At 68.8% G+C, this 22,203-nt stretch carries 21 protein-coding genes and 3 tRNA genes; 9 read left to right on the forward strand and 15 right to left on the reverse strand.

Annotated elements, in window-relative coordinates; genetic code table 11:
• Positions 1–24: 24 nt before the first annotated feature.
• Positions 25–1,251 carry an alpha/beta fold hydrolase gene (locus AB8P05_RS06310; RefSeq protein ID WP_472759217.1) on the reverse strand — a complete coding sequence of 409 codons (1,227 nt, stop codon included), beginning with the start codon at positions 1,249–1,251 and terminating at the stop codon, positions 25–27.
• Positions 1,252–1,887: 636 nt separating this feature from the next.
• Here AB8P05_RS06310 and phaR point away from each other — a divergent pair.
• Positions 1,888–2,532, forward strand: a complete 645-nt coding sequence (gene phaR, locus AB8P05_RS06315) for a polyhydroxyalkanoate synthesis repressor PhaR (RefSeq protein ID WP_472759218.1) — start codon at positions 1,888–1,890, stop codon at positions 2,530–2,532.
• A 193-nt stretch (positions 2,533–2,725) separates the two neighbouring features.
• Complete coding sequence (locus tag AB8P05_RS06320) at positions 2,726–2,944, forward strand: hypothetical protein (RefSeq protein ID WP_455172393.1); 219 nt, start codon at positions 2,726–2,728, stop codon at positions 2,942–2,944.
• 20 nt (positions 2,945–2,964) lie between these two features.
• Here AB8P05_RS06320 and AB8P05_RS06325 read toward each other — a convergent pair whose 3' ends face one another.
• The 7 genes from AB8P05_RS06325 to AB8P05_RS06355 form a co-directional block, all read right to left on the reverse strand.
• Positions 2,965–4,155, reverse strand: coding sequence for a glutathionylspermidine synthase family protein (locus AB8P05_RS06325; protein WP_472759219.1), 1,191 nt, complete (start codon positions 4,153–4,155; stop codon positions 2,965–2,967).
• Between the two features lie 346 nt (positions 4,156–4,501).
• Positions 4,502–4,810 (reverse strand): hypothetical protein, encoded by a 309-nt coding sequence (locus tag AB8P05_RS06330; RefSeq protein ID WP_472759220.1) that lies wholly within the window; start codon positions 4,808–4,810, stop codon positions 4,502–4,504.
• 273 nt (positions 4,811–5,083) lie between these two features.
• Positions 5,084–5,159: transfer RNA gene (locus tag AB8P05_RS06335), tRNA-Ala, on the reverse strand.
• A gap of 38 nt (positions 5,160–5,197) precedes the next feature.
• Positions 5,198–5,284 (reverse strand) — tRNA-Leu (locus tag AB8P05_RS06340).
• Between the two features lie 135 nt (positions 5,285–5,419).
• On the reverse strand, positions 5,420–6,445 hold the full coding sequence (locus tag AB8P05_RS06345) for a methyltransferase domain-containing protein (protein ID WP_472759221.1): 1,026 nt from the start codon (positions 6,443–6,445) through the stop codon (positions 5,420–5,422).
• Positions 6,446–6,574: 129 nt separating this feature from the next.
• The gene (gene mepA / locus AB8P05_RS06350; protein ID WP_472759222.1) at positions 6,575–7,543 is read right to left on the reverse strand and encodes a penicillin-insensitive murein endopeptidase; all 969 of its coding nucleotides are present in this window, start codon (positions 7,541–7,543) and stop codon (positions 6,575–6,577) included.
• Positions 7,544–7,717: 174 nt separating this feature from the next.
• The gene (locus AB8P05_RS06355) at positions 7,718–9,511 is read right to left on the reverse strand and encodes an ABC transporter transmembrane domain-containing protein (RefSeq protein WP_472759315.1); all 1,794 of its coding nucleotides are present in this window, start codon (positions 9,509–9,511) and stop codon (positions 7,718–7,720) included.
• Positions 9,512–9,743: 232 nt separating this feature from the next.
• Between AB8P05_RS06355 and rpmE the strand changes: the two genes are divergently transcribed.
• The gene (rpmE, locus tag AB8P05_RS06360; protein WP_012974887.1) at positions 9,744–9,968 is read left to right on the forward strand and encodes a 50S ribosomal protein L31; all 225 of its coding nucleotides are present in this window, start codon (positions 9,744–9,746) and stop codon (positions 9,966–9,968) included.
• An 89-nt stretch (positions 9,969–10,057) separates the two neighbouring features.
• Here the strand turns inward: rpmE and AB8P05_RS06365 are convergent, their stop codons facing one another.
• Complete coding sequence (locus AB8P05_RS06365; RefSeq protein ID WP_455172398.1) at positions 10,058–10,486, reverse strand: DUF1465 family protein; 429 nt, start codon at positions 10,484–10,486, stop codon at positions 10,058–10,060.
• A gap of 265 nt (positions 10,487–10,751) precedes the next feature.
• Here AB8P05_RS06365 and AB8P05_RS06370 point away from each other — a divergent pair, with 265 nt between their 5' ends.
• On the forward strand, positions 10,752–11,240 hold the full coding sequence (locus AB8P05_RS06370) for an Hsp20 family protein (RefSeq protein WP_472759223.1): 489 nt from the start codon (positions 10,752–10,754) through the stop codon (positions 11,238–11,240).
• A gap of 90 nt (positions 11,241–11,330) precedes the next feature.
• Here AB8P05_RS06370 and AB8P05_RS06375 read toward each other — a convergent pair whose 3' ends face one another.
• Entirely contained in the window at positions 11,331–11,993 is a 663-nt protein-coding gene (locus AB8P05_RS06375) for a hypothetical protein (protein ID WP_455172400.1), read from the reverse strand.
• 178 nt (positions 11,994–12,171) lie between these two features.
• A tRNA-Ser gene (locus AB8P05_RS06380) sits at positions 12,172–12,261 on the reverse strand.
• Positions 12,262–12,469: 208 nt separating this feature from the next.
• On the opposite strand from AB8P05_RS06380, the gene rplU reads away from it, so the two are divergent.
• From rplU to AB8P05_RS06405, 5 genes are all read left to right on the forward strand, one after another.
• On the forward strand, positions 12,470–12,787 hold the full coding sequence (gene rplU, locus AB8P05_RS06385; protein WP_012974890.1) for a 50S ribosomal protein L21: 318 nt from the start codon (positions 12,470–12,472) through the stop codon (positions 12,785–12,787).
• Positions 12,788–12,842: 55 nt separating this feature from the next.
• Positions 12,843–13,127 (forward strand): 50S ribosomal protein L27, encoded by a 285-nt coding sequence (rpmA, locus tag AB8P05_RS06390; RefSeq protein ID WP_111066985.1) that lies wholly within the window; start codon positions 12,843–12,845, stop codon positions 13,125–13,127.
• Positions 13,128–13,276: 149 nt separating this feature from the next.
• On the forward strand, positions 13,277–14,569 hold the full coding sequence (gene obgE / locus AB8P05_RS06395) for a GTPase ObgE (protein WP_472759224.1): 1,293 nt from the start codon (positions 13,277–13,279) through the stop codon (positions 14,567–14,569).
• Complete coding sequence (gene proB, locus AB8P05_RS06400; RefSeq protein WP_472759225.1) at positions 14,559–15,698, forward strand: glutamate 5-kinase; 1,140 nt, start codon at positions 14,559–14,561, stop codon at positions 15,696–15,698. Before obgE ends, proB begins: the two co-directional genes overlap by 11 nt.
• Entirely contained in the window at positions 15,695–16,348 is a 654-nt protein-coding gene (locus AB8P05_RS06405; protein ID WP_472759226.1) for an HAD family hydrolase, read from the forward strand. The genes proB and AB8P05_RS06405 overlap by 4 nt, the downstream gene beginning before the upstream one ends.
• A gap of 60 nt (positions 16,349–16,408) precedes the next feature.
• Here the strand turns inward: AB8P05_RS06405 and AB8P05_RS06410 are convergent, their stop codons facing one another.
• From AB8P05_RS06410 to gpmI, 4 genes are all read right to left on the reverse strand, one after another.
• Positions 16,409–17,563 carry a divergent polysaccharide deacetylase family protein gene (locus AB8P05_RS06410; protein ID WP_472759227.1) on the reverse strand — a complete coding sequence of 385 codons (1,155 nt, stop codon included), beginning with the start codon at positions 17,561–17,563 and terminating at the stop codon, positions 16,409–16,411.
• Positions 17,564–17,578: 15 nt separating this feature from the next.
• Complete coding sequence (locus AB8P05_RS06415; RefSeq protein ID WP_472759228.1) at positions 17,579–19,009, reverse strand: S41 family peptidase; 1,431 nt, start codon at positions 19,007–19,009, stop codon at positions 17,579–17,581.
• Positions 19,010–20,155, reverse strand: coding sequence for a murein hydrolase activator EnvC family protein (locus AB8P05_RS06420; RefSeq protein WP_472759229.1), 1,146 nt, complete (start codon positions 20,153–20,155; stop codon positions 19,010–19,012).
• Positions 20,156–20,585: 430 nt separating this feature from the next.
• Positions 20,586–22,148: a 2,3-bisphosphoglycerate-independent phosphoglycerate mutase gene (gpmI, locus tag AB8P05_RS06425; RefSeq protein WP_472759230.1), complete on the reverse strand. Its 1,563-nt coding sequence runs from the start codon at positions 22,146–22,148 to the stop codon at positions 20,586–20,588.
• Positions 22,149–22,203 lie beyond the last annotated feature (55 nt).

A 22,203-nucleotide genomic window follows, 5' to 3' on the forward strand; every position in this document is an offset into this window, starting at 1 on the left:
GCAAGCTGGCCGAAGGTCGCGGCGCTAACCTGTCGCAGCAAGCCATTCGGCCAGCGGATTCCACACTCCGGTCTCGGCGCCGGCGCTCACCACCATTCCGATATGTCCCAGCGGCGGGCGCAGAATCCGGGCGGCGGGAATCGCGGCGGACAGCGCCAGGGCCGAGGCTGGCGGGACGATGCGGTCGCGCTCCGGGATCAGGGCCAGGGTCGGCACGCGGATGGAGGCCGGATCGACCGGCAGGCCCGCGACCATCCAGGCGCCGGCCATCGTGTCGTTGCGCCCGTACCAGCCGGCCAGCGCATCGCGCGCCACCCCGGCGACCAGGGGCACCCCGTCGTTCAGCCAGTCCTCCAGCGCAACGAAGGCCGCGGCGGCGCGGGACTCCGGCGCCATGCGGGCGAAACTGCCGAACTTCTTCAGGGCCAGCAGCGGGTCGAGCTGGGCGAACAGCGCCTGCAGCGCGTCGGTCGGCAACTCGCCCCAACGCTCCAGCGCCGGTCCCCAGGGCTGGATGAAGGCCGCCACCCGGCGCGCCGTGGCCGCGTCCTCCGCATGGAAATCCCAGGGCGTTGCCATCAGCCCCAGCCCGGCGAGCGAGCGCGGCCGGCGCTGCGCCAGCGCCGCGGCCAGCAGCCCGCCCATGCAGTATCCCACCACCGGAACCGGCCGCCCCACAGCCTCCACCACCGTGTCCAGCGCGCGTTCCAGCCGGCCGGCGATGTAGTCGGTCAGGGTGAAGCGGCGCTCCAGCGGCCCCGGCCTGCCCCAGTCCAGCAGAAGCGGCCGGAAGCCGCGTGCCGCCAGCCAGCGCATCAGGCTCTTGTCCCGCGACAGGTCGAGGATATAGGCGCGGTTGACCAGCGACGGCACGAACAGAACCGGACGCCCGCCGGGTTCATCCCCGTAATCCAGCAGGCGCGATCCGCCCTCGGTCCAGACCACCGGCGGGTCGGGCAGGTCGCGGACATAGGGGTGCCGGCGGTAGCGCTCGATCCCGGTCAGGACCGCGTCGATGCGGCGGCGGATCTCGCGGTCAACCTCCCGGCTCAGCCGGTCGTCGCCGCCGGGTCCCACGGCGCCCTGCAGCCGGTCGGCCTGCGACATTTCGTCCCTCAGCGCCGCCGCCCGCGCCCTCAGCGCCGGATTCCAGGGCAGCGAGCCGTTCCTCAAGAACGGCAATGCGGCCGAGGAGCTGAGCAAGCTGCCGAGCGCCGCCGTCAGATGCAGCCCCAGCGGCCGCGGCCCCATGCGAAGGGGCGTCCCGTCCGCCCGCCTGCCCGTTTTCCCCGTCCTGTCCTGTGGGCGCTCGCTCATCGGAAGGCCGTCCGTTCTGGGGAGAGGCGTTGTGGAAGAAGGGGGCCGGACGGGGATCCCAGCCGCTGCCGGGCATCCCGGCGCCGCCAAATCCGAACCCGGCCGGTCCGAAGGCGAAGGGAGCCACGGCCGCCATCCCCTGCCCCATCATCTGGAACATCCGGGCCATCATGTCCGCCGTCTCGGGGTCGGCGGCGCTCGCCGTCCACTGGTCCTGCCACAGGTCCAGGTAGCGGCGCGCCAGCGATTCGTAGGAAGGCGGATCGGATGGGGGATCTGGTTGCGACGGGTCGGCCATGGGCGGATTATAAGGGCGGCGGGGCCGGATTGACCAGCGCGGCATGGCTCCCCACCTGACCTTTCGGGTATCGTCGGAGGCTGTCCGGGCGCGCCCCGCCTCGCCGTCCGTGCAGCGCGTCACACCGCAACCGCGGCGCTATGCCGCGGCGCAACGCTGGACAAATTGCTATCCCTTCGAGTAGTCCTAAGGACGGAACAATTTCCGCCGCCTGTCCCCATATTCTGGAACATGATGGTTCTGGAACACGTCCCTTCTTGAAAGAGTCCGCGATGGCCGACAAGGAAGACCAGAAGTCCGCTCCGATCACGATCAAGAAGTACGCCAACCGGCGGCTCTACAATACCGCCACCAGCAGCTACGTCACGCTGGACCATCTCTGCCAGATGGTGAAGGACGGGCTGGACTTCGTGGTCTATGACGCCAAGACGGGCGAGGACATCACCCGCTCCGTCCTGACCCAGATCATCGTGGAAGAGGAGAGCAAGGGCCAGAACCTGCTGCCCATCAGCTTCCTGCGCCAGCTGATCGGCTTCTACGGCGACAACATGCAGTCGGTCGTGCCGCGCTATCTGGAATATTCGATGCAGGCCTTCTCCCGCAATCAGGAGCAGATGCGCGACTATTTCCAGAACACGCTGGGCGGCATGTTCCCGTTCGGCCGGCTGGACGAGGTCAGCAAGCAGAACATGGCGATGTTCGAACGCGCCATGCGCATGTTCACGCCCTTCGGCGTCGCCGGTGCTCCGGACGATGCGGCCGGCCAGCAGCGCCCGGCCGGCCAGCCGGGTGCCACCACGCCCCACGCTCCGGCTGCGGCCGGCGCCACCTTCGACGAGTTGCAGAAGCAGATCGACGAACTGCAGAAGCAGATCGCCAGCATCGCCAAGCCGGCCGGAAAGACGGACGCGAAGTAAGCGGTCGGCATAAGGTTCCAGCGGACCGGCGGCACGGAAGGCGGGGTCATACCCCGCCTTTTTCATTGCGCCAGCCGGACGGGGCGCGCAGGCTTGGAGGCGTGCATAGAGAGGGCACCTTCTCGTCCACGGTGCCGGTCCAGCGGCTCTGCCGCTTGGGGCGCTCCGTCCAACCGTCAGGAGGGAACCGACCATGACCACCGAACTGACCGTTTCAATCACCCTGGCCAGCGACGATCCGCGGGAGGTTTCCCGGTTCGAGGACATGCTGCGCGACTGGCTCGACCATCAGCCGGGCGTCGCCGGGATCGCCATCGCCGACCGCGGCAACGATCTGGCGACCGAGAACATCTGGCGCGCCGCCCGCAAGGCCACCTTCGGCCCGGCGTTGAAGAACCCCTTCGCGCCCTGACGGGCCGATTTCAGCAGCGATCAGCCCCTGAACAGGTGCGGGACCATCGCCCAATCCGGGCCGCCGCCCAGGCCAAGCCGCGGATCGGCCGATTCCCGCACCCCCATGCCCAGGCACTTGTCGCCGACGATCCAGGCATGCAGGACGGCGCGGGTATCCTCCTCGCGGAAGCAGGACGGGGTTTCCAGCCACACCGCCCCATGGGCGGCGACGTCCGCGCCGATCTCCGGCCCGTCGTCCGCCACCACCGTGCCGTGCTCCACGACGCGGGTCGGCGCGCCGTCCAGCCCGTGGAAGGCCCGCACCGTCACCTTGTCCGCCCCGGGAAGGCCGCTGGGGTCCAGCGCCGCACGGCACAGGTTGGGATGGCGCGGGTACAGTGACGACAGCACCGCCAGCAGGCCGTGGTTCGACCACAGCCAGCACCACAGCGGCGACAGCACGCTCATGCCGCTGCTGCGCAGCCGCTGCAGGAACCCGTCGTCGGCCAGCCCGTCCCAGGGATAGAGCTTCGCCAGCCAGGAGATCGCCTGCCCCTCGTCGTCGAGGAAGCGCCGGCCGTCCCAGGCGATGGAATGCAACGGCAGCAGCCGGGTGTCGATGCCGGCCTCAGCCGCGGTGGCGGCCAGATAGACCAGTTCGCCCTCGCGCACCGGGTCGGGGGTGGCGCAGGTCGCATGCATGCGCCCGCGGCCGGGCACGCCCACCGCCATCTCCTCCCACCGCTCCACCAGCGCCTCGTGCAGGCCGTTGAACTGGTTGGCGTCGGGGGCCATCGCCTCGCGCCAGTTGCGCTGGATGATCGAGGCGGCGAACAGCCCCTCGCCGGTGTCATAATTGCAGCCCAGCAGCTTGATGCTGTCGCGCCCGTCATAGGCCAGCGTCAGCCGGCCGGCGAGCCCGCCGGCCCGTTCGTTGCGCCGCCCACCGGCCCAGTAATCGGTCCAGGACGCCTCCAGCATGCGCGCCAGATCGCCGCGGATGCCGAGGGCGGCGAACAGCTTGTGCTCCACCACATGGCGCACGGCGACGGCGATCATGCTGTGCAGTTCGTCCGCCACGCTCTCGATCAGGTCGATCTGCGAGGCGGTGAATTCATAGACGGTGTCCTCCCGCCAGCCGGCCCCGGCCGACATGGCGCGCACACCATAGGGATATTTGCGGAGACCCGGGCGCCAGTCGGCCCGCGGCTTCATCGTCGTCCTGCGCATGCCCGTTCCGATCCGCTGCGTATCAGAACCGGGGGGCCGGGCGGCACGCGGCGGCAAGGGACCGGCGCATGGATGAGATGACGGGCGGCGGGCTGGTCAACTGTCCACTGGGCAACGCTCTACTCCGGGGAGGCCAATCCGAGGAAGACGCGGATGCTCGCGACGCAATCGCTGCGGCGCAAACACGGCCTTGCGTATGTAACCCGCCGCGCCGCGCCGCGCCAGCACGCATCCGCGGCAGCGTCCCCCAATCGCGCGGTGGACTGAAAACGCAACGGACCGCCGCGACGCGGGGCCGCAGCGGTCCGTTCCGGTATTCGTCAGGATGTCGGCCGGAAAAGCGTGCTCAGATCAGGCCCGCCGAGGGACGGTGGGCGAGCGAGCGCATCGCCCACAGCGCCAGACGGCCGCGCCGCGGCTTCATCACCGCCGCCGGCCTGATCGGGGCCGCCGCCGCAAGCGCGGGCACCAGGGCCGGCAGGTCGTCCTGCGCGCTGCTGCCGAGGCGCCTGATCCGGCGGGCGGCCAGAACGATGCGCAGCACCTCTTCTTCGGACACCGCACGGCGGGCCGGGCCGGCGGCGAGGCTCGCCGCCTCGCACAGGGCCGCCCGTTCGGCCAAAAGCCCGGTCAGGCCCTTGGCAGCCGCCGTCAATGCAGCTTCATCGTATAGGGCGAGGACAAGCGTCCTCAACCCGTGTTCCATCCGTGTGGACATGGCGGGCGCTCCGGAAAAATCGGAATGGCGTGCGGATCGGATGCCGGTGGATCGGCAGGCGAGATTATCCGTGCGCGGCACCCGTTCGGCCATGCGCCCCAAGGTGGTAACACCCTGACCGCGGCTCCGTGATGCTGGAAAGCCACAGTCGGCGTAGCGGTAAATAACGGGGTATGTCGGGAAAGGTCCGCCCCGACCGGCGGGAAGAGATGGTGGAGCCAAGGAGGATCGAACTCCTGACCTCTACAATGCCATTGTAGCGCTCTCCCAGCTGAGCTATGGCCCCACTATGCTTCTCTTGCACTTGACCAACACTTAGGGTGTTGGTGCGCTTGGAGGGAGTCGAACCCCCACGGCCTTTCAGCCACTAGGACCTGAACCTAGCGCGTCTACCAGTTCCGCCACAAGCGCGTCCGCGTTTCTTGGGGTCACGCGGGGCGCTCTATGTACCCAGACCGACCGCCGCGCTCAAGAGGAAAAATGCAATCGCGCAAAAGTTTTTTCGGGGGCTTGGTGGGGGCGTCGTCAGTCGACACTCCGCTGCCCCTACTCCGCCGGCTTGATCGCGTAGAACCGGTAAACCCGCACCCCGGCCTCGATCGCGGCGACGCGGCGGGCCCACAGTTCGACCTCCTCCATCACCGCCAGCTTGGTGGGGGTGTCGAGCTGGAACTTCTCCAGATGGTCGACCAGCCCCTGGATGGCGGTCAGGATCAGGCCGCGGTGGGTGTCGGTGATGTCCTCGGCGATGCGGAGGTCGAGGTTGCGCTGGGCGAAGGCGTTCGCCATGCGGTCCTTGGGCCACAGGTTCGGCGTCAGCGGTTCCTTGTCGCACCAGGTCTGCACCGCCTTGGCGCCCATCACATCCGCTTCGGCGATGTAATCGGTGATCAGCAGATGGCCGCGCGGCTTCAGCGCCAGTTCCATCCCGTCGAACATCTGTTCCTTGTCGCGGACGAAGAACAGGCCTTCCTTGTAGACGATGGCATCGACGCGCTTGGGATAGCCGAAATGCTCGGGGTTGAAGGTCTCGATCGGCGCCTTCTTCTCCAGGCCGAGCTTGAAGGAGCGGACCATGCCCTCCTTCGCCAGCAACTCCGACGCCTCCAGCCCGGTGACCCAGCAGCCGTATTTGCCGGCCATGGTGCGGCTGGTGCCGCCCAGCCCGGCGGCGAGGTCGAGAACGCTCATCGCCGGGTTCAGTCCCAGCGGCTTGACCAGATAGGGGATGTGATCGGCGCCGCCGGGCGTGTTGAAGCCCTCGCCCCACATCTTCTCCGCCACCTCGATGCGGGTGGCGGTCCATAGCGGCTTGCCCCAGCGGTTCATGCCCGGGCCGGGGCCGGGATGCGACGGCTGCGGCTCCGCCGAAGCCTGCTGCGGCTCGTCGCCCTTCCTGGTCTTCAGGCCGGACAGGTCATAGCCTTCCCACCATGCGTAGAGCCGCGTCTTCAGGCTCGGTCCGTGCCCGGACGATCCGTCCTTGTCCGTCATCGCCGTCGTCCACCCCATCGGCCGATCGACGCCTCCGGCGGCGCCGGCATCCCCGTCCGGCGCCGCGCGGCGCATCATCCTTACGGTTGTTCCGTATCGCTGAAACACACCACACGCAAGAATCCATTCAGCCTCAGGTTAGACCGACGCTAATTGCATGCAAGTGGAAAAATTTCTCCGCTGTAACGCCTTCCGGCGGGTGTGGCGTCAGCGTGCCGCCTTGGCCGGCGCCGGGGTCGATTCCGGCAGGGAGGCGATGCGCGTTCCCGCCGCGTTCAGCACCGGGGCGCAGGCAGCGGGCATCTTGCGGACCACCCGCGGTTCCGGCTTGTAGCCCGGCGGCCGCTCGATCGCGGGGGAGGCGCTGGTCAGCCAGGACATCAGCTCGTCGTCGCAGCCGTCGCCGTCGGGCTGCGCCGTCTGCTGCTCGCAAAGCGGGCTGCCGGCCGGGCAGTTCAGGCGGATGTGCATGTGGCCGTCATGGCCGTGCCAGGGCCGAAGCTTGTTCAGGAATCCGCGGTCGGGCCAGTTGCGCTGGCACATCGCCAGCTTGATCGCGGGGCTGACGAAGATGCGGGAAACCCGCGCGTCGCTGGCGGCAATCTGGACCATCTTCGCCTGCCGGTCGGACCAGTCCTCGGTGACGCGCATGCGGTCGTAATCGACATACTTGATCTCTTCCAGCCGCTCGCGCCCGGCGCGGCCCATCGGCGGCAGGTCCAGCCGCAGCCAGATGTCGGCGTCCAGCCCGATCTGGTGGCTGGCATGGCCCGACGGCATCGGGCCGCCGCGCGGCTGCGCCATGTCGCCGATCAGTGCCGTGCCGAGCCCGGCGAGCGCCACCTTGTGGCCGAAATCGCGGAGCATGTCGACCAGCACCGGATGACCGTAATTGCGATGGCGCGACAGGCGGATGACCTGATAGCCGACCCCTTCCGGCGGCAGGGCGCGGGCACCAGCCACGCAACCGGCGGCATAGCCGCCGATGGCCTGCGGCGCCCCCAGCGACGGACCCGACACCGCGCCCCAGGCGACGCTGGTGGCATAGGCCGGGATCGGCGCCGGCTTTTTCTTCCGCTCCTTGGCCTCGGCCCCGCCCGCCGCCAGCAGGGCGACGGCCAGCCCGACGCACGCGACCACATTGAAGGCACGCCCGCCGAAATCGCGAAAACCCATTTCCGTCCCCCGCATCGCCGCCGGCACCACCAGCACTGCCATCGTTACGGCTATAGCGGAGTCGCGGTTAAGGAATGATGGAGGAGGCATCCGGGCCGCACAACCGAACGGTCAGGCGCCGCCGGTGCCCATCGGTGGTGCGCCCCATGGCGGCGGTGCCGGCCCACGCGCCTCCTACAGCGCCAGATCCGCGCGGTCGAACTGCAGCGCCGCCAGCCTCGCATAGAGCCCGCCTTGCGCCACCAGCTCGGCATGGGTGCCGGTCTCCACCACGCGGCCCTTGTCCATCACCACGATGCGGTCGGCGTTCAGCACGGTCGCCAGCCGGTGGGCGACGATCAGCGTGGTGCGGCCGTGCATCAGCCGGTCGAGCGCATCCTGCACCATGCGCTCGCTCTCGGCATCGAGCGCGCTGGTCGCCTCGTCCAGCAGCAGCACCGGCGGATCGCGCAGGATGGCGCGGGCAATGGCAAGGCGCTGGCGCTGGCCGCCGGACAGACGAACGCCCTTCTCGCCCAGGAAGGTGCCGAACCCCTCCGGCAGCGCATCGAGGAAGTCCAGCGCATGGGCGGCCTCGGCGGCGGCGCGCACCTCGGCATCCGACGCGTCGGGGCGGCCGTAGCGGATGTTCTCCCAAGCATTGGCGGAGAAGACCACCGGGTCCTGCGCCACGAGCCCCAGCCGGCGGCGCACCGCCACCGGGTCGGCATCGCGCAATTCGACGCCATCGAGCCGCACCGATCCCGCCTGCGGGTCGTAATAGCGCAGCAGAAGCTGGAACACCGTCGACTTGCCGGCGCCCGAGGGGCCGACCAGCGCCACCCGCTCTCCCGGCTTCACGTCCAGCGAGAAGCCTTCCAATGCCGCCCAGTCGGGGCGTGAGGGGTAGTGGAAGCGGACGGCGTCGAAGGACAGCGCCCCCGCGGCAGGGCTGGGCAGCGGTTTGGGCGCGGCCGGTGCGCGGATTTCCGACTCGATGGCCAGCAGGCCGAACAGCCGCTCGGTGGCGCCGGCGGCGCGCTGCAGGTCGCCGATCACCTCGCTGATGGCGCCGACCGATCCGGCGACGACCACGGAGTAGATGACGAAGGCCGACAGCTCGCCCGGCGTCAGCCGGCCGGCCACCACGTCATGGCCGCCGATCCACAGGATGATGCCAACGGCGCCGAACACCAGGACGATGACGATCACCGTCATCAGCGCCCGCACTCGCACGCGGCGGATGGCGACGTCGAACGCCTCTTCCACCCGCTTGCCGAACAGGGCGCGGTCGATGGCCTCGTGGGTGTAGGCCTGGACCGTGCGGATCGCCGCCAGCGTCTCCTCCACGAAGGAGCCGACGTCGGCGATGCGGTCCTGGCTGTCGCGCGACAGCTTGCGCACCCGGCGGCCGAAGAACACGATGGGCGCCACCACCAGCGGAACCACCAGGGCCACCAGCCCGGTCAGCTTCGGCGAGGTGACCAGCAGCATGCCGGTACCGCCGAGGAACAGCAGCGCGTTGCGCAGCGCGATGGAGGCCGACGATCCGACCACCACCTGCAAAAGCGTGGTGTCGGTGGTCAGGCGCGACAGGATCTCGCCGGTCTTGGTCGTCTCGAAGAAGCCCGGCGACAGGGTCAGCACATGGTCGTAGACGGCGCGCCGGATGTCGGCGACCACCCGCTCGCCGATCCAGCTGACCAGATAGAAGCGGCCATAGGTGGAGGCCGCCATCAGCGCGATCACCCCCAGCAGCACCAGCAGCGCCCGGTCGAGCAGCGAGGTGTCGCCGCCGGCGAAGCCCTGGTCGATCAGCACCCGCATCCCCTGCCCCAGCCCCAGCACGGTGCCGGCGGCGACGGTCAGCGCCACCATCGCGCCCAGGATGCGCCATTTGTAGGGAAGCAGGAACGGCACCAGCCGGCGCAGCGGCCCGAGGTCGCGGCGGCGGGCATCCGCCTCGCCGCGGGTGGAGGCGGCGATCATGTCGGGGGAGGGTTGGCGAGCCACGCTGTTCCCGCTTGTCTGTTGGGGGTATTGCGGCGGATCGCTGCCATATAGCGCGGTGCGCGGATGGCAACAAGCAGACGGACGGTCAAAACGGCGGGGAATGGGCCGTGGAAGCCGGTCCGAATGCCGCGATGAAGGGGCGATTCCAGGGTTGCGCCGGCGAAGGTGTTTTGGTATAGACGCCGCTCGCTTTGCAGGAACCCCGGCCATGAAGACTGACATCCATCCCGATTATCACGAGATCACCGTGGTCATGACCGACGGCAGCTCGTTCACGACCCGCTCCACCATGGGCAAGCCGGGCGACACGCTGCGCCTCGACATCGACCCGAAGTCGCACCCGGCCTGGACCGGCGTGCAGAAGCTGCTGGACACCGGCGGGCAGATCGCCAAGTTCAACAAGCGCTTCGCGAACTTCGGCCTCAAGAAGTAAGCGGTTCTCGCGCTTCCATCCTGCCGATGCGAAAAAGGCGTCCGACCCGTTCGGACGCCTTTTTCGTTTGTGCGTGTCGTGGCGGCTCTTTACCCCACCGCCGCTGCAGCCGCCTCGCGCTCCACATCGGCGCGAACCATGGCGTCGAGCCGGTGGACGCGCATATAAAGGCTGTGGCTGCGCTCCAGCAGGCTGCGCAGGCCGGACGGCAGTTCCTCGTTGTCGGGACCGCTGGGATCGGAGCAGATCTCGCCGCCGGACAGCGCGAAATCCTCGCTCGCCGCCTGTTCCTTCGTCATCTCGCCGGCATGCACGGCCTTCTGCGCCAGGAGCCAGGCCATAACCTGGGTCAGGCGGCTGGTGACGCGCATCGACTCGTAGGAAATCTGCAGACGGACCTGCGGCGGCAGCTTCCGGTGTTCGGCTGCGTCATGATAGGCGATGTAATTCCGCGCCTCGATCAAGAGGGCCATGGTCTCGTCGTAGGGACCGTTGAAGAAGAAGGTATGCGAAGTCATGGTCGTCGGCCCCCTCCCGCGGACTTACGGCCCTAGCGTGAGCCTTGCCGCAACTGATTAACAATTGGTGACCGGGCGGTGACCGGCAACCCCAGGCGGGTTTTGACCGGAGTTCGTAGGTCCGCCCTCTTGAACAGGAAAAAGCGTCGATTATCTCTCGCTCGTCAGGCGGATGCCCATCAGGGGTCCGCCGCCAACCCACCCGTTAGAGGACCGACCAAGCCGTGGTCCTCGACGGCCGTATCGCTCTTTCGGAGGATATGTCATGCGCAGCTACGACCTTTCGCCGCTGTTCCGTTCCACCGTCGGTTTCGACCGCCTGTCGCGTCTGCTGGAGACCGCGACCACCGGTGACGAGGCGGCATCCTATCCGCCCTACAACATCGAAAAGCTGAGCGAGGATTCGTACCGGATCACCATGGCAGTCGCCGGTTTCGGTATCGATGACCTCAACATCGTCGCTCACCAGAACTCGTTGACCGTCACGGGTAAAGCTAAGAAGGACGAGCCGACCGGCCAATTCCTCTACCGGGGTATCGCCGGCCGCGCGTTCGAGCGCCGCTTTCAGTTGGCCGATTTCATCAAGGTGACCAGCGCGTCTCTTCTGAATGGCCTTCTGCACATCGAGCTGGCGCGCGAGGTACCCGAAGCGATGAAGCCGCGGAGCATTCCGATCGTCACCGCCGCCGGCAGCGGCACGGTGGAGGTCGAGGCGCCCGCTCCGGCCCCCGCCCTGACCCAGCAGGCGGCCTGACGCTCCGACACGGTCCGTCCGCGCGTGACGCGGACATGAGAACGGCGCCCCGGATCCTCCGGGGCGCCGTTTCCTTGCCGCCGCCACCGATCAGGCGCGCGGAAAGCTGTCCGGCGGCGCCAGCACCCACTCCGCATAGCCGGCGCGCAGCAGCTCATAGACGGCGACCAGCCCGGCCGCTCCGGCATAGGCGGTGACCAGCACCTCTTCCGGCGGCACCTGCGCCCCGAAGACGACCAGCAAAGCCCCCAGGAACGGCCCGCCCAGCAGGAATGCCGCCAGCCACAGCGGCTCGGCCGACAGCCAGGCGCTGAGCACCGCGCGCGTGCGCTGCGACAGGCGCAGCAACCCGCCGGCCTTGGCGTCCAGCGCTTCGAGACTGCCGGCCCGCAGTTCCGCCACCCGCCGGCCGTCGGCATCGATGAAGACGACCTCCACCTTCATGCCGTGGCGGCGGACCGAGGCTCGCACCGAATCGCCGATCCGCGTCTCCAGCAGGATCGCGTTCCCGCCCAGCGCCGGCAGCGCGTCGCGCACCTCCTCCGGCGGCTCGCCCCATTCGCGAAGTGCCGCCAGGATGACACGGGGATCATCGCAGGGAATCGCATCCATATGAATCACCCGCCCCTGCGGCGCCTTGACCGTCAGGATCAGCACCTGTTCCGCCGGGTCGTGGATGCCCTCCACCCGCAAGCCGCCCTCGGCCACATAGGAGAAGCGCAGGCATCCATCGTGGCGGCTGAGCGTGTTCATGGCGGCACCCCTGCGGTCGCTGGCGATGACATGACCAACAAACCAGCGGGGGGAACGGGCAGCGTGGGCACGCGGCGAAAAAGGGGAAGCTCGTCCGGCCGAGGCGGCATCGGGACAAGAAAAAAGCGCCTAGCCGGTCCGGCTGGCGCTTCGCAATTTTCTCTCTCAGAAGAGAGAGTGGCGGATGGGGGGAGATTCGAACTCCCGATACCCGTGAGGGTATGCCGCATTTCGAGTGCGGTGCATTCAACCGCTCTGCCACCCATCCGCTGCCCCGTTTGGCGGGGTGGGCGGAACCTATATAAACGCTTTCGGCCGTGCAAGCCTTTTTTGCAGAAAAATGCGAGCGCGTTGGGCCGCATCCCTGTTGACTCTCAGCCCCTCCTGAGTATAGATCGTCGCTCCCATGAACGGGCTTGCGCATCGAACGGTGGGCGAGAAGCCCGCCGTTTGTTTTGACATAGGCAGTGACGACAATGTTTGCAGTGATCCGCACCGGCGGCAAGCAGTACAAGGTCGCCAATGGCGACGTGATCCGTGTTGAGAAGCTCGAGGCCGATGCTGGCGCCTCCATCACGCTCGATGACGTGCTGATGGTCGGCGACGCAGGCAACACCACCATCGGCACCCCGACCGTGGCCGGCGCCTCGGTCGTCGCCGAGGTCGTCGCCCAGGATCGCGGCCCGAAGATCATCGTCTTCAAGAAGAAGCGCCGCCAGAACTACCGCCGCAAGAACGGCCACCGCCAGGACCTGACCGTCCTGCGCATCACCGGCATCAACGGCGCGGCCTGATCCGGGTCCTCCGGTCGGGCTTCCAGGCGCATCTTCAGTTTAGGAGCAACACCCCATGGCACACAAAAAGGCAGGCGGCTCGTCCCGCAACGGCCGTGACTCCGCCGGCCGCCGTCTCGGCGTGAAGCGTTTCGGTGGCGAGAACGTCATCTCCGGCAACATCATCGTCCGTCAGCGTGGCACGAAGTTCCACCCGGGCGAGAATGTCGGCATCGGCCGCGACCACACCCTGTTCGCGATGGCCGACGGCCAGGTTTACTTCAAGCACAGCTCGAACGGCCGCACTTTCGTGAACGTCGTTCCGGCCAACGATCAGGTTCCGGCCGTCGCTGCCGAGTAACCATTAAGGTCGTTGCGCGGCCTGTGTCGCAGGCCTGCACGCTTGTGGGATAAGATCGGGGGACCGGGCGACCGGCTCCCCGATTTTCGTTTTGAGTCCGGTACCGTCCCGCTGCCGGTTTCCCTTCCGTTTACGGGCAAGGTCCTCCGATGAAGTTTCTCGATCAAGCCAAGGTCTTCTTGAAGAGCGGTGACGGCGGCCCCGGCGCCGTGGCGTTCCGGCGCGAGAAGTTCATCGAGTTCGGCGGTCCGGACGGCGGCGACGGCGGCCGGGGCGGGGACGTGATCATCGAGGCGGCGGACGGCCTGAACACGCTGATCGACTACCGCTACAAGCAGCACTTCAAGGCGCAGCGCGGCCATCACGGCATGGGCAGCAACCGCAACGGCGCTCGCGGCGAGGATGTCGTCCTGCGCGTGCCGGTCGGAACCCAGATCCTCGACGAGAATCAGGAAACGGTTCTGTGCGACCTGACCGAGGCCGGCCAGCGCCGCGTCTTCCTGCGCGGCGGCGACGGCGGGCATGGCAACGCGCATTTCAAGACGCCGACCAACCGGGCGCCGCGCAAGTTCCATCCCGGCTGGCCGGGGCAGGAGCAGTGGGTGTGGCTGCGGCTGAAGCTGATCGCCGATGCCGGGTTGCTGGGACTGCCCAATGCGGGAAAGTCGACCTTCCTGGCGGCGACCACCGCGGCCAAGCCGAAGATCGCCGATTACCCCTTCACCACCCTGGCTCCCAACCTGGGCGTCGTCCGCGCCGGTGATGAGGAGTTCGTCATCGCCGACATCCCCGGCCTGATCGAGGGCGCGCACGAGGGCCATGGGCTGGGCGACCGCTTCCTCGGCCATGTCGAACGCTCGCGCATCCTGCTGCACCTGATCGACGGCACGGCCGACGACGTCGTCGCCTCCTACCGCACGATCCGGAACGAGCTGCAGGCCTATGGCGGCAACCTCGCCGACAAGCCGGAGGTCATCGGGCTGAACAAGTCCGACGCCCTGCTGGACGAAGAGATCGAGGAGAAGAAGAAGGCGCTGGAGGAAGCCTCGGGCGCCGAGGTGATGGTGCTGTCCGGCGTCACCGGCGATGGCGTGAAGCAGGTTCTGTACCGGCTGCTGACGGTCATCAAGGAATCGAAGGCGGAAGAGCCCGAGGTCATCAACGCCCCCGCAACTCGCTCCATCCCGCGCCCGCCGGTCGGTCAGAAACTGCCCGACGACGGCGAAATGCAGTGGGACGACGAGACCGGCGAATGGGTCGGTGGCGAGGTTGGCGCCCTTGAGGACGAGGACTTCGAGGAGGACGACCTCGAAGAAGGCGCCCTGGAAGACGGCGAAGAGCTGGACGGCGACTCGGACGAAGCCCTTGACGGAGAGGAGCCGGAGGGCGAAGAGGACGGCTCGGACGACGATACGGACGGAACCTCCCGCCATGGCGCTTGACGCCCCTACCCTTCTCGAATCCCGCCGGCTGGTCGTGAAGATCGGCTCGGCCCTTCTGGTCGATGGGGAAACCCGGCAAATCCGCCGGGACTGGCTCGACGCGCTGGCCGACGACGTCGCCGCCTGCCGCAGGCGGGGACAGGAGGTGGTGATCGTCACCTCCGGCGCCGTCGCCTGCGGACGCGAGCATCTCGGCCTCGTCGGCCGGGCGCTGAAGCTGGAGGAGAAGCAGGCCGCCGCCGCCACCGGCCAGATCCGCCTCGCCCACGCCTATCAGGAGACGCTGGCCCGCCACGACGTCACCGTCGCCCAGGTCCTTGTGACGCTGGAGGACACGGAGGAGCGGCGGCGCCACCTGAACGCCCGCAACACCATCGACACGCTGCTGAAGCTGGGCGCCGTTCCCGTCATCAACGAGAACGACACGGTCGCCACCGCCGAAATCCGTTTCGGCGACAACGACCGGCTGGCCGCCCGCGTGGCGCAGATGGTCAGCGCCGACACGCTGGTCCTGCTGTCGGACATCGACGGCCTCTACACCGCCGACCCGCGCAAGGACCCGGACGCCCGCCACATCCCCACCGTGCGCGAACTGACGCCGGAGATCGAGGGCATGGCCGGCGAGCCGCCGCCCGGCTACAGCAGCGGCGGCATGGTGACCAAGATCGCCGCCGCGCGCGTTGCCCTGTCGGCCGGCTGCCGCATGGTCATCGCCAAGGGCAAGCGCATGAACCCACTGGCGGCGCTGGAACGGCGGCCGGAGGATGGCGGCGCGCTCTGCACCTGGTTCCTGCCGTCGGCCGAGCCGACCAGCGCCCGCAAAGCCTGGATCGCCGGCCATGTGAATGCCACCGGCGTGCTGGTGGTCGATGACGGCGCCCTGCGCGCCCTGTCCCACGGCGCCAGCCTGCTGCCGGCCGGCGTCACCGCCGTGCAGGGCGATTTCGACCGCGGCGACGTGGTGATCGTCCGCACGCAGGAGGGGCGCGAGGTCGCCCGCGGCCTCGTCGCCTACAGCGCCGACGACGCCCGCAAGATCCTGCGCCACAAGAGCACCGAGATCCCGGAGATCCTGGGCTATCAGGGGCGTGACGAGATGATTCACCGCGACGATCTGGTGGTGCGATGACCGGCCCGATCCGCACCCCGATCCGGGCCGTCCTGTGGGACATCGACGGCACGCTGATGGACAGCGAGCCCTGGCACCAGCAGATCACCGTCGATGTCTGCCGCGGCTATGGCCATGAGCTGAGCGACGAGGAATGCCACGCCATGCTCGGCGTGTCCTTCCGCGAAATCTACGCCGCCCTGCACGCCCGCCGCCCCTTCCCCATCGACCTGCACGCCTGGGCCGACGAGATCAACGCGCAGTATGTCGCCAGCGTCCATCGGGTCCGCCCGCGCGAGGGCGCCTTCGCCCTGGTGGAGGCCTTCGCCGCCCGCGGGCTGGCGCAGGCCTGCGTGTCGAACGGCGGGCGGATGATCGTCGACGCCAACATGCGCGCCATGTCGATCCCGCATTTCCGCTTCAGCGTCGCCCGCGAGGACGTCACCAACGGCAAGCCCCATCCGGAGCCCTATCTGCTCGCGGCGAAGATGCTGGGATTGCCGCCGGAAGCCTGTGCGGTGATCGAGGACAGCCCCACCGGCGCCCGCAGCGCCAAGGCCGCCGGCATGCTGACCATCGCCTGGCCCCAGCACCCCGCCGTGGTGTTCGACACCGTCGACCATCTGGTGGAGGACCCGGCGGCGCTGGATTGGGACGCGCTTTGCGGGTGAATAACCGCTTTGTGGGTGAACGATAGGGGGAAGCCGGCGAACGGCGCTTCCCCCTGATCGCTATTTCTGAATGTTGACCACCGCCGATACCGGGGCCAGCGCGATGCCGCGGTCAGCCAGCGCGGTCATCCACAGGTTCAGCCGCTCTATCGTCGTCGGATAGGGGGAGGCAAAGCCGACGGCGGCACCGTTCGTCCTGGCAAGCTCCTCCAACTCACGCAGCTGGTCGTCGATGGCGCCGCGCGACAGGTCGCGGTCGATGATGCGGTCGCCCAGCGCCCGCGGCACGCCCGCCAGGGTGGCGAGCGGACCGGCGACGCTCTTCGGATTGACCCGGGCATCGACCAGCAGCAGGCCGCGCGCCTTCAGCGCATCGACAACCGGCTGCATCGCCGCCGGATTCGCGGTGAATTTGCTGCCGCTGGTGCTGGTTATGCCGACATAGCCGACCGCCTTGCCCAGCGACCATTCCAGCCGCTCCACATTGCGGTCGGGGCCGAGCATGGTCAGCAGCGCATTCGGGCCGGGATCGTCGCGCGGGTAGTTCAGCGGCTCCATCGGCACCGACAGCATCACCTCGTGACCCTTGGTGCGCGCCCGCTCGACCCAGTCGTCCAGCCGCTCGGCATAGGGCAGGAAGGCCAGCGTGATGCCGGGCGGCAGCTTCGCCAGCGCATTGCCGGTGGTGACGCCGCTGAGGCCGAGATCGGACATGACGATGGCGACGCGCGGACGCTTGTCGGTCGCCGGGAAGGGCCGGGCATAGACCTGCCAGGGCTTGCGCCCGTCCTGGGCGATGCGCGGCAGCGGGCCGCTGCGGCTGTCCTCCACCAGTCCCGGCACCGGCGCCGGGACCAGCGTCACCGCCGCCGCCGGGACGCCCGGCAGGGGCAACGGAGCCGCATCGGTCGGCAGCGGGGCCGCCGCTGCCGTGGCCTTCGCCTCCGGCTTCGGTGGCGGCGGCAGCGGGGCGACCGCGACCGTGGCCGAGGGTATGGAAGCCTGCCAAGCCTCCCGCGTCGCGTCGGCGTTCAATGCCAGCCAGCCGCCCAGCCCGGCACAGGCGACCGCCACCAGGGCGACGGCACCCAGCAGGGGCTTGGACAGCGGCTTGCGGGACCCCGCCCCGCCGCGGAGGCGGTGCAGCCAGCCGAGTCCGGGGCGCAGGCCCCGGACATCGAACCGCAGACGACCGAGCAGAGCGGGAGCCTTCACCGTTATCAGCTCCGGTCAGCGCGCCGCGGCGCGCTGCTGGAACAGGGCGACGCCGCGCAGCAGATCCAGCGCGCGGGCGAGCTGGAAGTCGAAGGGCGGCTCGGCCCCCTCCGCCGCGGCACCGTCGGTCGGCGCGGCACCCGGCGCGGGAGCGGCGGGCGCGGCACCGGGAGTGGCCGGAGGCGTACCGGCACCCGGACCCGGTGCGGGAGCCCCCGGATTGGGAGCGGCCGGAGTCCCCGGCGCGGCCGGGTTGGTGGTGGCCGGACGCGGCGCCTTGTTGGCGTCGGGGTTGACCAGCGCGCCCTTCAGGTCGGATTCGCGGCGGCGGACGACGTTCTTGTCCAGATCCTCCACCCTGGCGACATGCACCTCGATGTCCGGGGTGATGCCCAGCTGCTGGATCGACCGGCCCGACGGCGTGTAGTAGCGCGCCGTGGTCAGCCGCATGGCGCCGTGGCCGGGCAGCGGGATGATGGTCTGGACCGATCCCTTGCCGAAGCTCTGGGTGCCCATTACAATGGCGCGCTTGTGGTCCTGCAGCGCGCCGGCGACGATTTCCGAGGCCGAGGCCGAGCCGCCGTTGATCAGCACCACCATCGGCAGGTTCTTGATCAGGTCGCCCGGCTTGGCGTTGAAGCGGGTGCCCTCCTCGGCGCGGCGGCCGCGGGTCGACACGATCTCGCCCTTGTCCAGGAAGGTATCGGACACCGACACCGCCTGGTCGAGCAGGCCGCCCGGATTGTTGCGCAGGTCGAGCACGAAGCCCTTCAGCTTGTCGCCCAGCTGCTGCTGCAGCGAGGAGATCGCCTTCTCCAGCCCGCTCTGCGTCTGCTCGTTGAAGCTGGTGACGCGGATGTATCCGATGTCGCCTTCGGCGCGGTAGCGGACCGACTGCACCTTGATGACGGCGCGGGTCAGCGACACGGTGAAGGGCTCTCCCGCCTCGCCGCGGCGGACGGTGACCTTCAACTCGCTGCCGACGGGGCCGCGCATCTTCTCCACCGCCTCGTTCAGGCTGAGGCCCATCACCGCCTCGCCGTTCAGCTGGACGATCAGGTCGCCCGGCTGCAGGCCGGCGCGGAAGGCCGGGGTGTCGTCGATGGGCGACACGACCTTCACCAGGCCGTTCTCCATCGTCACCTCGATGCCCAGCCCGCCGAACTCGCCGCGGGTCTGGACCTGCATGTCCTGGAAGCTTTTCTTGTTCAGATAGCTCGAATGCGGGTCGAGCGAGGTCAGCATCCCGTTGATCGCCGATTCGATCAGCTGTTCGTCGGTGACCTGCTCGACATATTCGGCGCGGACGCGCTCGAAGACGTCGCCGAACAGGTTCAGCTGCCGGTAGGTGTCCGACGAATTGCTGGACTGAGCGGTGACGGTGGCGACGCCGGCGCCCAGAAACACCAGAGCAGCCGCCGTGGCGGCGCGCTTGATCATCCTCATCTACCCTTGTCCTTTCCCCTCCGGGGCGCCGAACCCGCGTTGCGGGTTGATCGGCTGGCCGTTTCGTCGCAGCTCGAAATAGAGATCCGGATTGCCATCCGGCGGCATGACCGCCAGCGGTTCCCCGCCGGCCACCTTACGCCCGACAGCCGTGTCGATCCGGCCCAAACCCGCAATCAAACTATGATATCCGTTGCCGTGTTCCACGATCAAGATGAGGCCATAGCCCTTGAACGGCCCGGCGAACACGATCGTGCCGCCGCGCGGCGCCACCACGGCGGCTCCGCCCCTGGTCTGGACCGTCACGCCGCGGCTGGTGGCACCAAAGCGGTCGGCCTCGCCGAAGCGGGTGGTCAGCTTGCCGGCTGCGGGCAGCACCATGCCGGCGACCGCCGGCGGACCATCCGGAGACTTCGCGGCCAGTTCGCGCTCGCGCGCCGCTTCCCTGGCGGCTTCGTCCTTCGCGCGCTTTTCCTCGGCGGCCTTCTGTTCGGCGATCTTCTGCTCAGCGGCGCGCAGTTCGGCCAGCTTGCGTTCGGCCTCCTTGCGCTCGGCTTCCTTCTGGGCGGCGAGACGGCGTTCGGCCTCGCGCTTTTCCGCTTCGCGCTTGGCCGCTTCCCGGCGCTCCGCCTCGCGCCGTTCGGCCTCGCGGCGGGCGGCGGCCTCGATGGCGGCGCGGCGTTCGGCCTCGATCTGCTCCATCAGCTGGCGCAGATCGGTGGCTTGGCCCGACAGCTCCGCCATGCGCTGGCCGACCTGGACGCGCTCCTCCTCGGTCTGGCGCGACAGTTCCTCGCGCCGGGCGATCAGGCGGTTCATCTCGCCCTGCTTCTCGGCCAGCGCCACGCGCGCCGCCAGCGCCTTGGAGCGCTGGTCCACCAGCTTGCCGCGGGTGTCGGCCAGCGCGGTCAGCGCCTGCGACAGCGCATCGGCCCGCGCCTTCAGGGCCGGCACCGCGTCGCGCAGCAGCAGGGCGGAGCGCAGGGTGTCCACCGGGCTTTCCGGCCGGGCCAGTGCCGCTTCCGGCGGGATGCGGGCCAGCCGCTGCAGGGCGGCCAGCAGGGTGGCGATCTGCTGACGTTCGTTGTCGAGCCCGGCGGACCGCTCGCGCTCCTCCGCCTCCAGTGCGGTGAGCGTCTCCTCCAACTGGTCGAGCGCCTGTTCCTGTCCGCGCGCCTGATCGGCCAGCGCGATCAGCCGGCCACGCAGGTCGTCGAGTTCGGACTGCAGGGCCTGGGACTGGCGTTCCAGCTGCTGCTGGCGCTGTTTGCCGGTCTGAAGCTGCTGCTCGACGCGCTTCAGCGTGTCCTTCGGCGCTTCGGTTTGGGCGTTGGCCGGCTGGGCGAGGATCAGCCCGGCGATGACGACGAAGCCGGCGAGGATACCCTCTCCCGCTCCTGATACCCTCTGCCCCCCGGGGAGAGGGCTGGGTGAGGGGGATGCGTCGCAGGATGTGAATCGAGATTCAGGACCAAGCGCCGCGCTTCTTGCAACTCCGCGCCACGCGCCCCCTCACCCCGACCCTCTCCCCGGGGGGAGAGGGGGCATCAAGGACAAAGGGGACGGGCGCCATCCGTTACTCCGCCGCCGCGCGGGCGGCGCTGCGGACCAGCAGGTTGCGGCCGGTCATCTCGGCCGGCTTGGGCAGGCCCAGCAGGTCGAGCAGCGTCGGGGCGATGTCGGCCAGACGGCCGCTCTCGATGCGGGCACCGGCCGGGCCGTTGACCAGGACCAGCGGCACCTTGTCCAGCGTGTGGGCGGTGTGCGGACCGCCGGTCTCCGGGTCCTTCATCAGCTCGCAGTTGCCGTGGTCGGCGGTGACCAGCATGGTGCCGCCGGCGCGGCGCACCGCGGCCTCCACCTGGCCCAGGCTGGCATCGACCGCCTGGACCGCCTTGATGGCGGCGTCGAGCATGCCGCTGTGGCCGACCATGTCGGGGTTGGCGAAATTGACGACGACCAGGTCGTACTTGCCGGAATCGATGGCGCCGACCAGCTTGTCGGTCACTTCCGAAGCCGACATCTCCGGCTGCAGGTCATAGGTGGCAACCTTCGGCGACGGCACCAGGATGCGATCCTCGCCCTCATACACCCGCTCCTCGCCACCGTTGAAGAAGAAGGTGACGTGGGGGTACTTCTCCGTCTCGGCGATGCGCAGCTGCTTCATTCCGGCCTCGGAAACCACCTCGCCAAGCACTTTGGTCAGGGATTTCGGCGGAAAGATGGTGGTCATCAGCTTCGCCAGCGACGACGAGTATTCGACCATGCCGACGGCGGCGGCCAGCTTCGGCGCGCCATCCACCGGGAAACCGTCGAAATCCTTGTCGACATAGGCGGCCAGGATCTCGCGGGCGCGGTCGGCGCGGAAATTCGCCATCAGGATGGCGTCGCCGTCCTTCATGCCGGCATAGTCGCCGATCACCGTCGGCAGGATGAACTCGTCATGCTTGTCGGCGGCATAGCTCTGCTCGATCGCCTGGATCGGGTCGGCGGCGCGCTCGCCCTCCGCCTTGGTCATCGCGGCATAGGCCTTGGCGACGCGGTCCCAGCGCTTGTCGCGGTCCATGGCGTAATAGCGGCCAATGACGGTCGCGACCTCGACGCCCGGAAGCTCGAAGACGTCGGCCATGAACTCGGCCACCTGATCCTTGGCGCTCTGCGGCGGCACGTCTCGGCCGTCGGTGAAGGCGTGGACGGCCACCGGCACGCCCTCGCGCGACAGCACGCCGGCCAGGGCCGCGATGTGATCCTGGTGCGAATGGACGCCGCCCGGCGACAGCAGCCCCATCAGATGGACGCGCCCGCCGGTCTTGTGCATCGCCTTGACCAGATCGTTCAGCGCCGGGTTGCGCTCCAGATCGCCCTGGACGATGGCATGGTCGATCATGACGAGGTCCTGCATCACGACCCGGCCGGCGCCGAGATTCATGTGACCGACCTCCGAGTTGCCCATCTGCCCCTTCGGCAGGCCGACCTCCTCCTCGCTGGCGTCGAGGAAGGCCGTCGGCTCGGCCGACCACAGGCGGTCCCAGTTCGGGGTCTCGCCCAGCGCAATCGCGTTGTCGGACCGCTCCTCGCGATAGCCCCAGCCGTCCAGGATGCACAGGACGACGGGGCGGGGTCGGTTGGTCTCGGTCATCGCGCTTACCTTTCTCGAAAGGTTGTGGTCTCGGAGTTTCGTGTTCTTCCGCTCC

Source organism: Azospirillum sp. VT-I1 (assembly GCF_055698305.1).

What these genes read in the sequence shown, in the direction of transcription:
- AB8P05_RS06310 (WP_472759217.1), bottom strand. Translation starts at nt 1,251, where the DNA reads ATGGGGCCGCGGCCGCTGGGGCTGCATCTGACGGCGGCGCTCGGCAGC.
- phaR (WP_472759218.1), top strand. Translation starts at nt 1,888, where the DNA reads ATGGCCGACAAGGAAGACCAGAAGTCCGCTCCGATCACGATCAAGAAG.
- AB8P05_RS06320 (WP_455172393.1), top strand. Translation starts at nt 2,726, where the DNA reads ATGACCACCGAACTGACCGTTTCAATCACCCTGGCCAGCGACGATCCG.
- AB8P05_RS06325 (WP_472759219.1), bottom strand. Translation starts at nt 4,155, where the DNA reads ATGCGCAGGACGACGATGAAGCCGCGGGCCGACTGGCGCCCGGGTCTC.
- AB8P05_RS06345 (WP_472759221.1), bottom strand. Translation starts at nt 6,445, where the DNA reads ATGATGCGCCGCGCGGCGCCGGACGGGGATGCCGGCGCCGCCGGAGGC.
- mepA (WP_472759222.1), bottom strand. Translation starts at nt 7,543, where the DNA reads ATGGGTTTTCGCGATTTCGGCGGGCGTGCCTTCAATGTGGTCGCGTGC.
- AB8P05_RS06355 (WP_472759315.1), bottom strand. Translation starts at nt 9,511, where the DNA reads ATGATCGCCGCCTCCACCCGCGGCGAGGCGGATGCCCGCCGCCGCGAC.
- rpmE (WP_012974887.1), top strand. Translation starts at nt 9,744, where the DNA reads ATGAAGACTGACATCCATCCCGATTATCACGAGATCACCGTGGTCATG.
- AB8P05_RS06365 (WP_455172398.1), bottom strand. Translation starts at nt 10,486, where the DNA reads ATGACTTCGCATACCTTCTTCTTCAACGGTCCCTACGACGAGACCATG.
- AB8P05_RS06370 (WP_472759223.1), top strand. Translation starts at nt 10,752, where the DNA reads ATGCGCAGCTACGACCTTTCGCCGCTGTTCCGTTCCACCGTCGGTTTC.
- AB8P05_RS06375 (WP_455172400.1), bottom strand. Translation starts at nt 11,993, where the DNA reads ATGAACACGCTCAGCCGCCACGATGGATGCCTGCGCTTCTCCTATGTG.
- rplU (WP_012974890.1), top strand. Translation starts at nt 12,470, where the DNA reads ATGTTTGCAGTGATCCGCACCGGCGGCAAGCAGTACAAGGTCGCCAAT.
- rpmA (WP_111066985.1), top strand. Translation starts at nt 12,843, where the DNA reads ATGGCACACAAAAAGGCAGGCGGCTCGTCCCGCAACGGCCGTGACTCC.
- obgE (WP_472759224.1), top strand. Translation starts at nt 13,277, where the DNA reads ATGAAGTTTCTCGATCAAGCCAAGGTCTTCTTGAAGAGCGGTGACGGC.
- proB (WP_472759225.1), top strand. Translation starts at nt 14,559, where the DNA reads ATGGCGCTTGACGCCCCTACCCTTCTCGAATCCCGCCGGCTGGTCGTG.
- AB8P05_RS06405 (WP_472759226.1), top strand. Translation starts at nt 15,695, where the DNA reads ATGACCGGCCCGATCCGCACCCCGATCCGGGCCGTCCTGTGGGACATC.
- AB8P05_RS06415 (WP_472759228.1), bottom strand. Translation starts at nt 19,009, where the DNA reads ATGAGGATGATCAAGCGCGCCGCCACGGCGGCTGCTCTGGTGTTTCTG.
- gpmI (WP_472759230.1), bottom strand. Translation starts at nt 22,148, where the DNA reads ATGACCGAGACCAACCGACCCCGCCCCGTCGTCCTGTGCATCCTGGAC.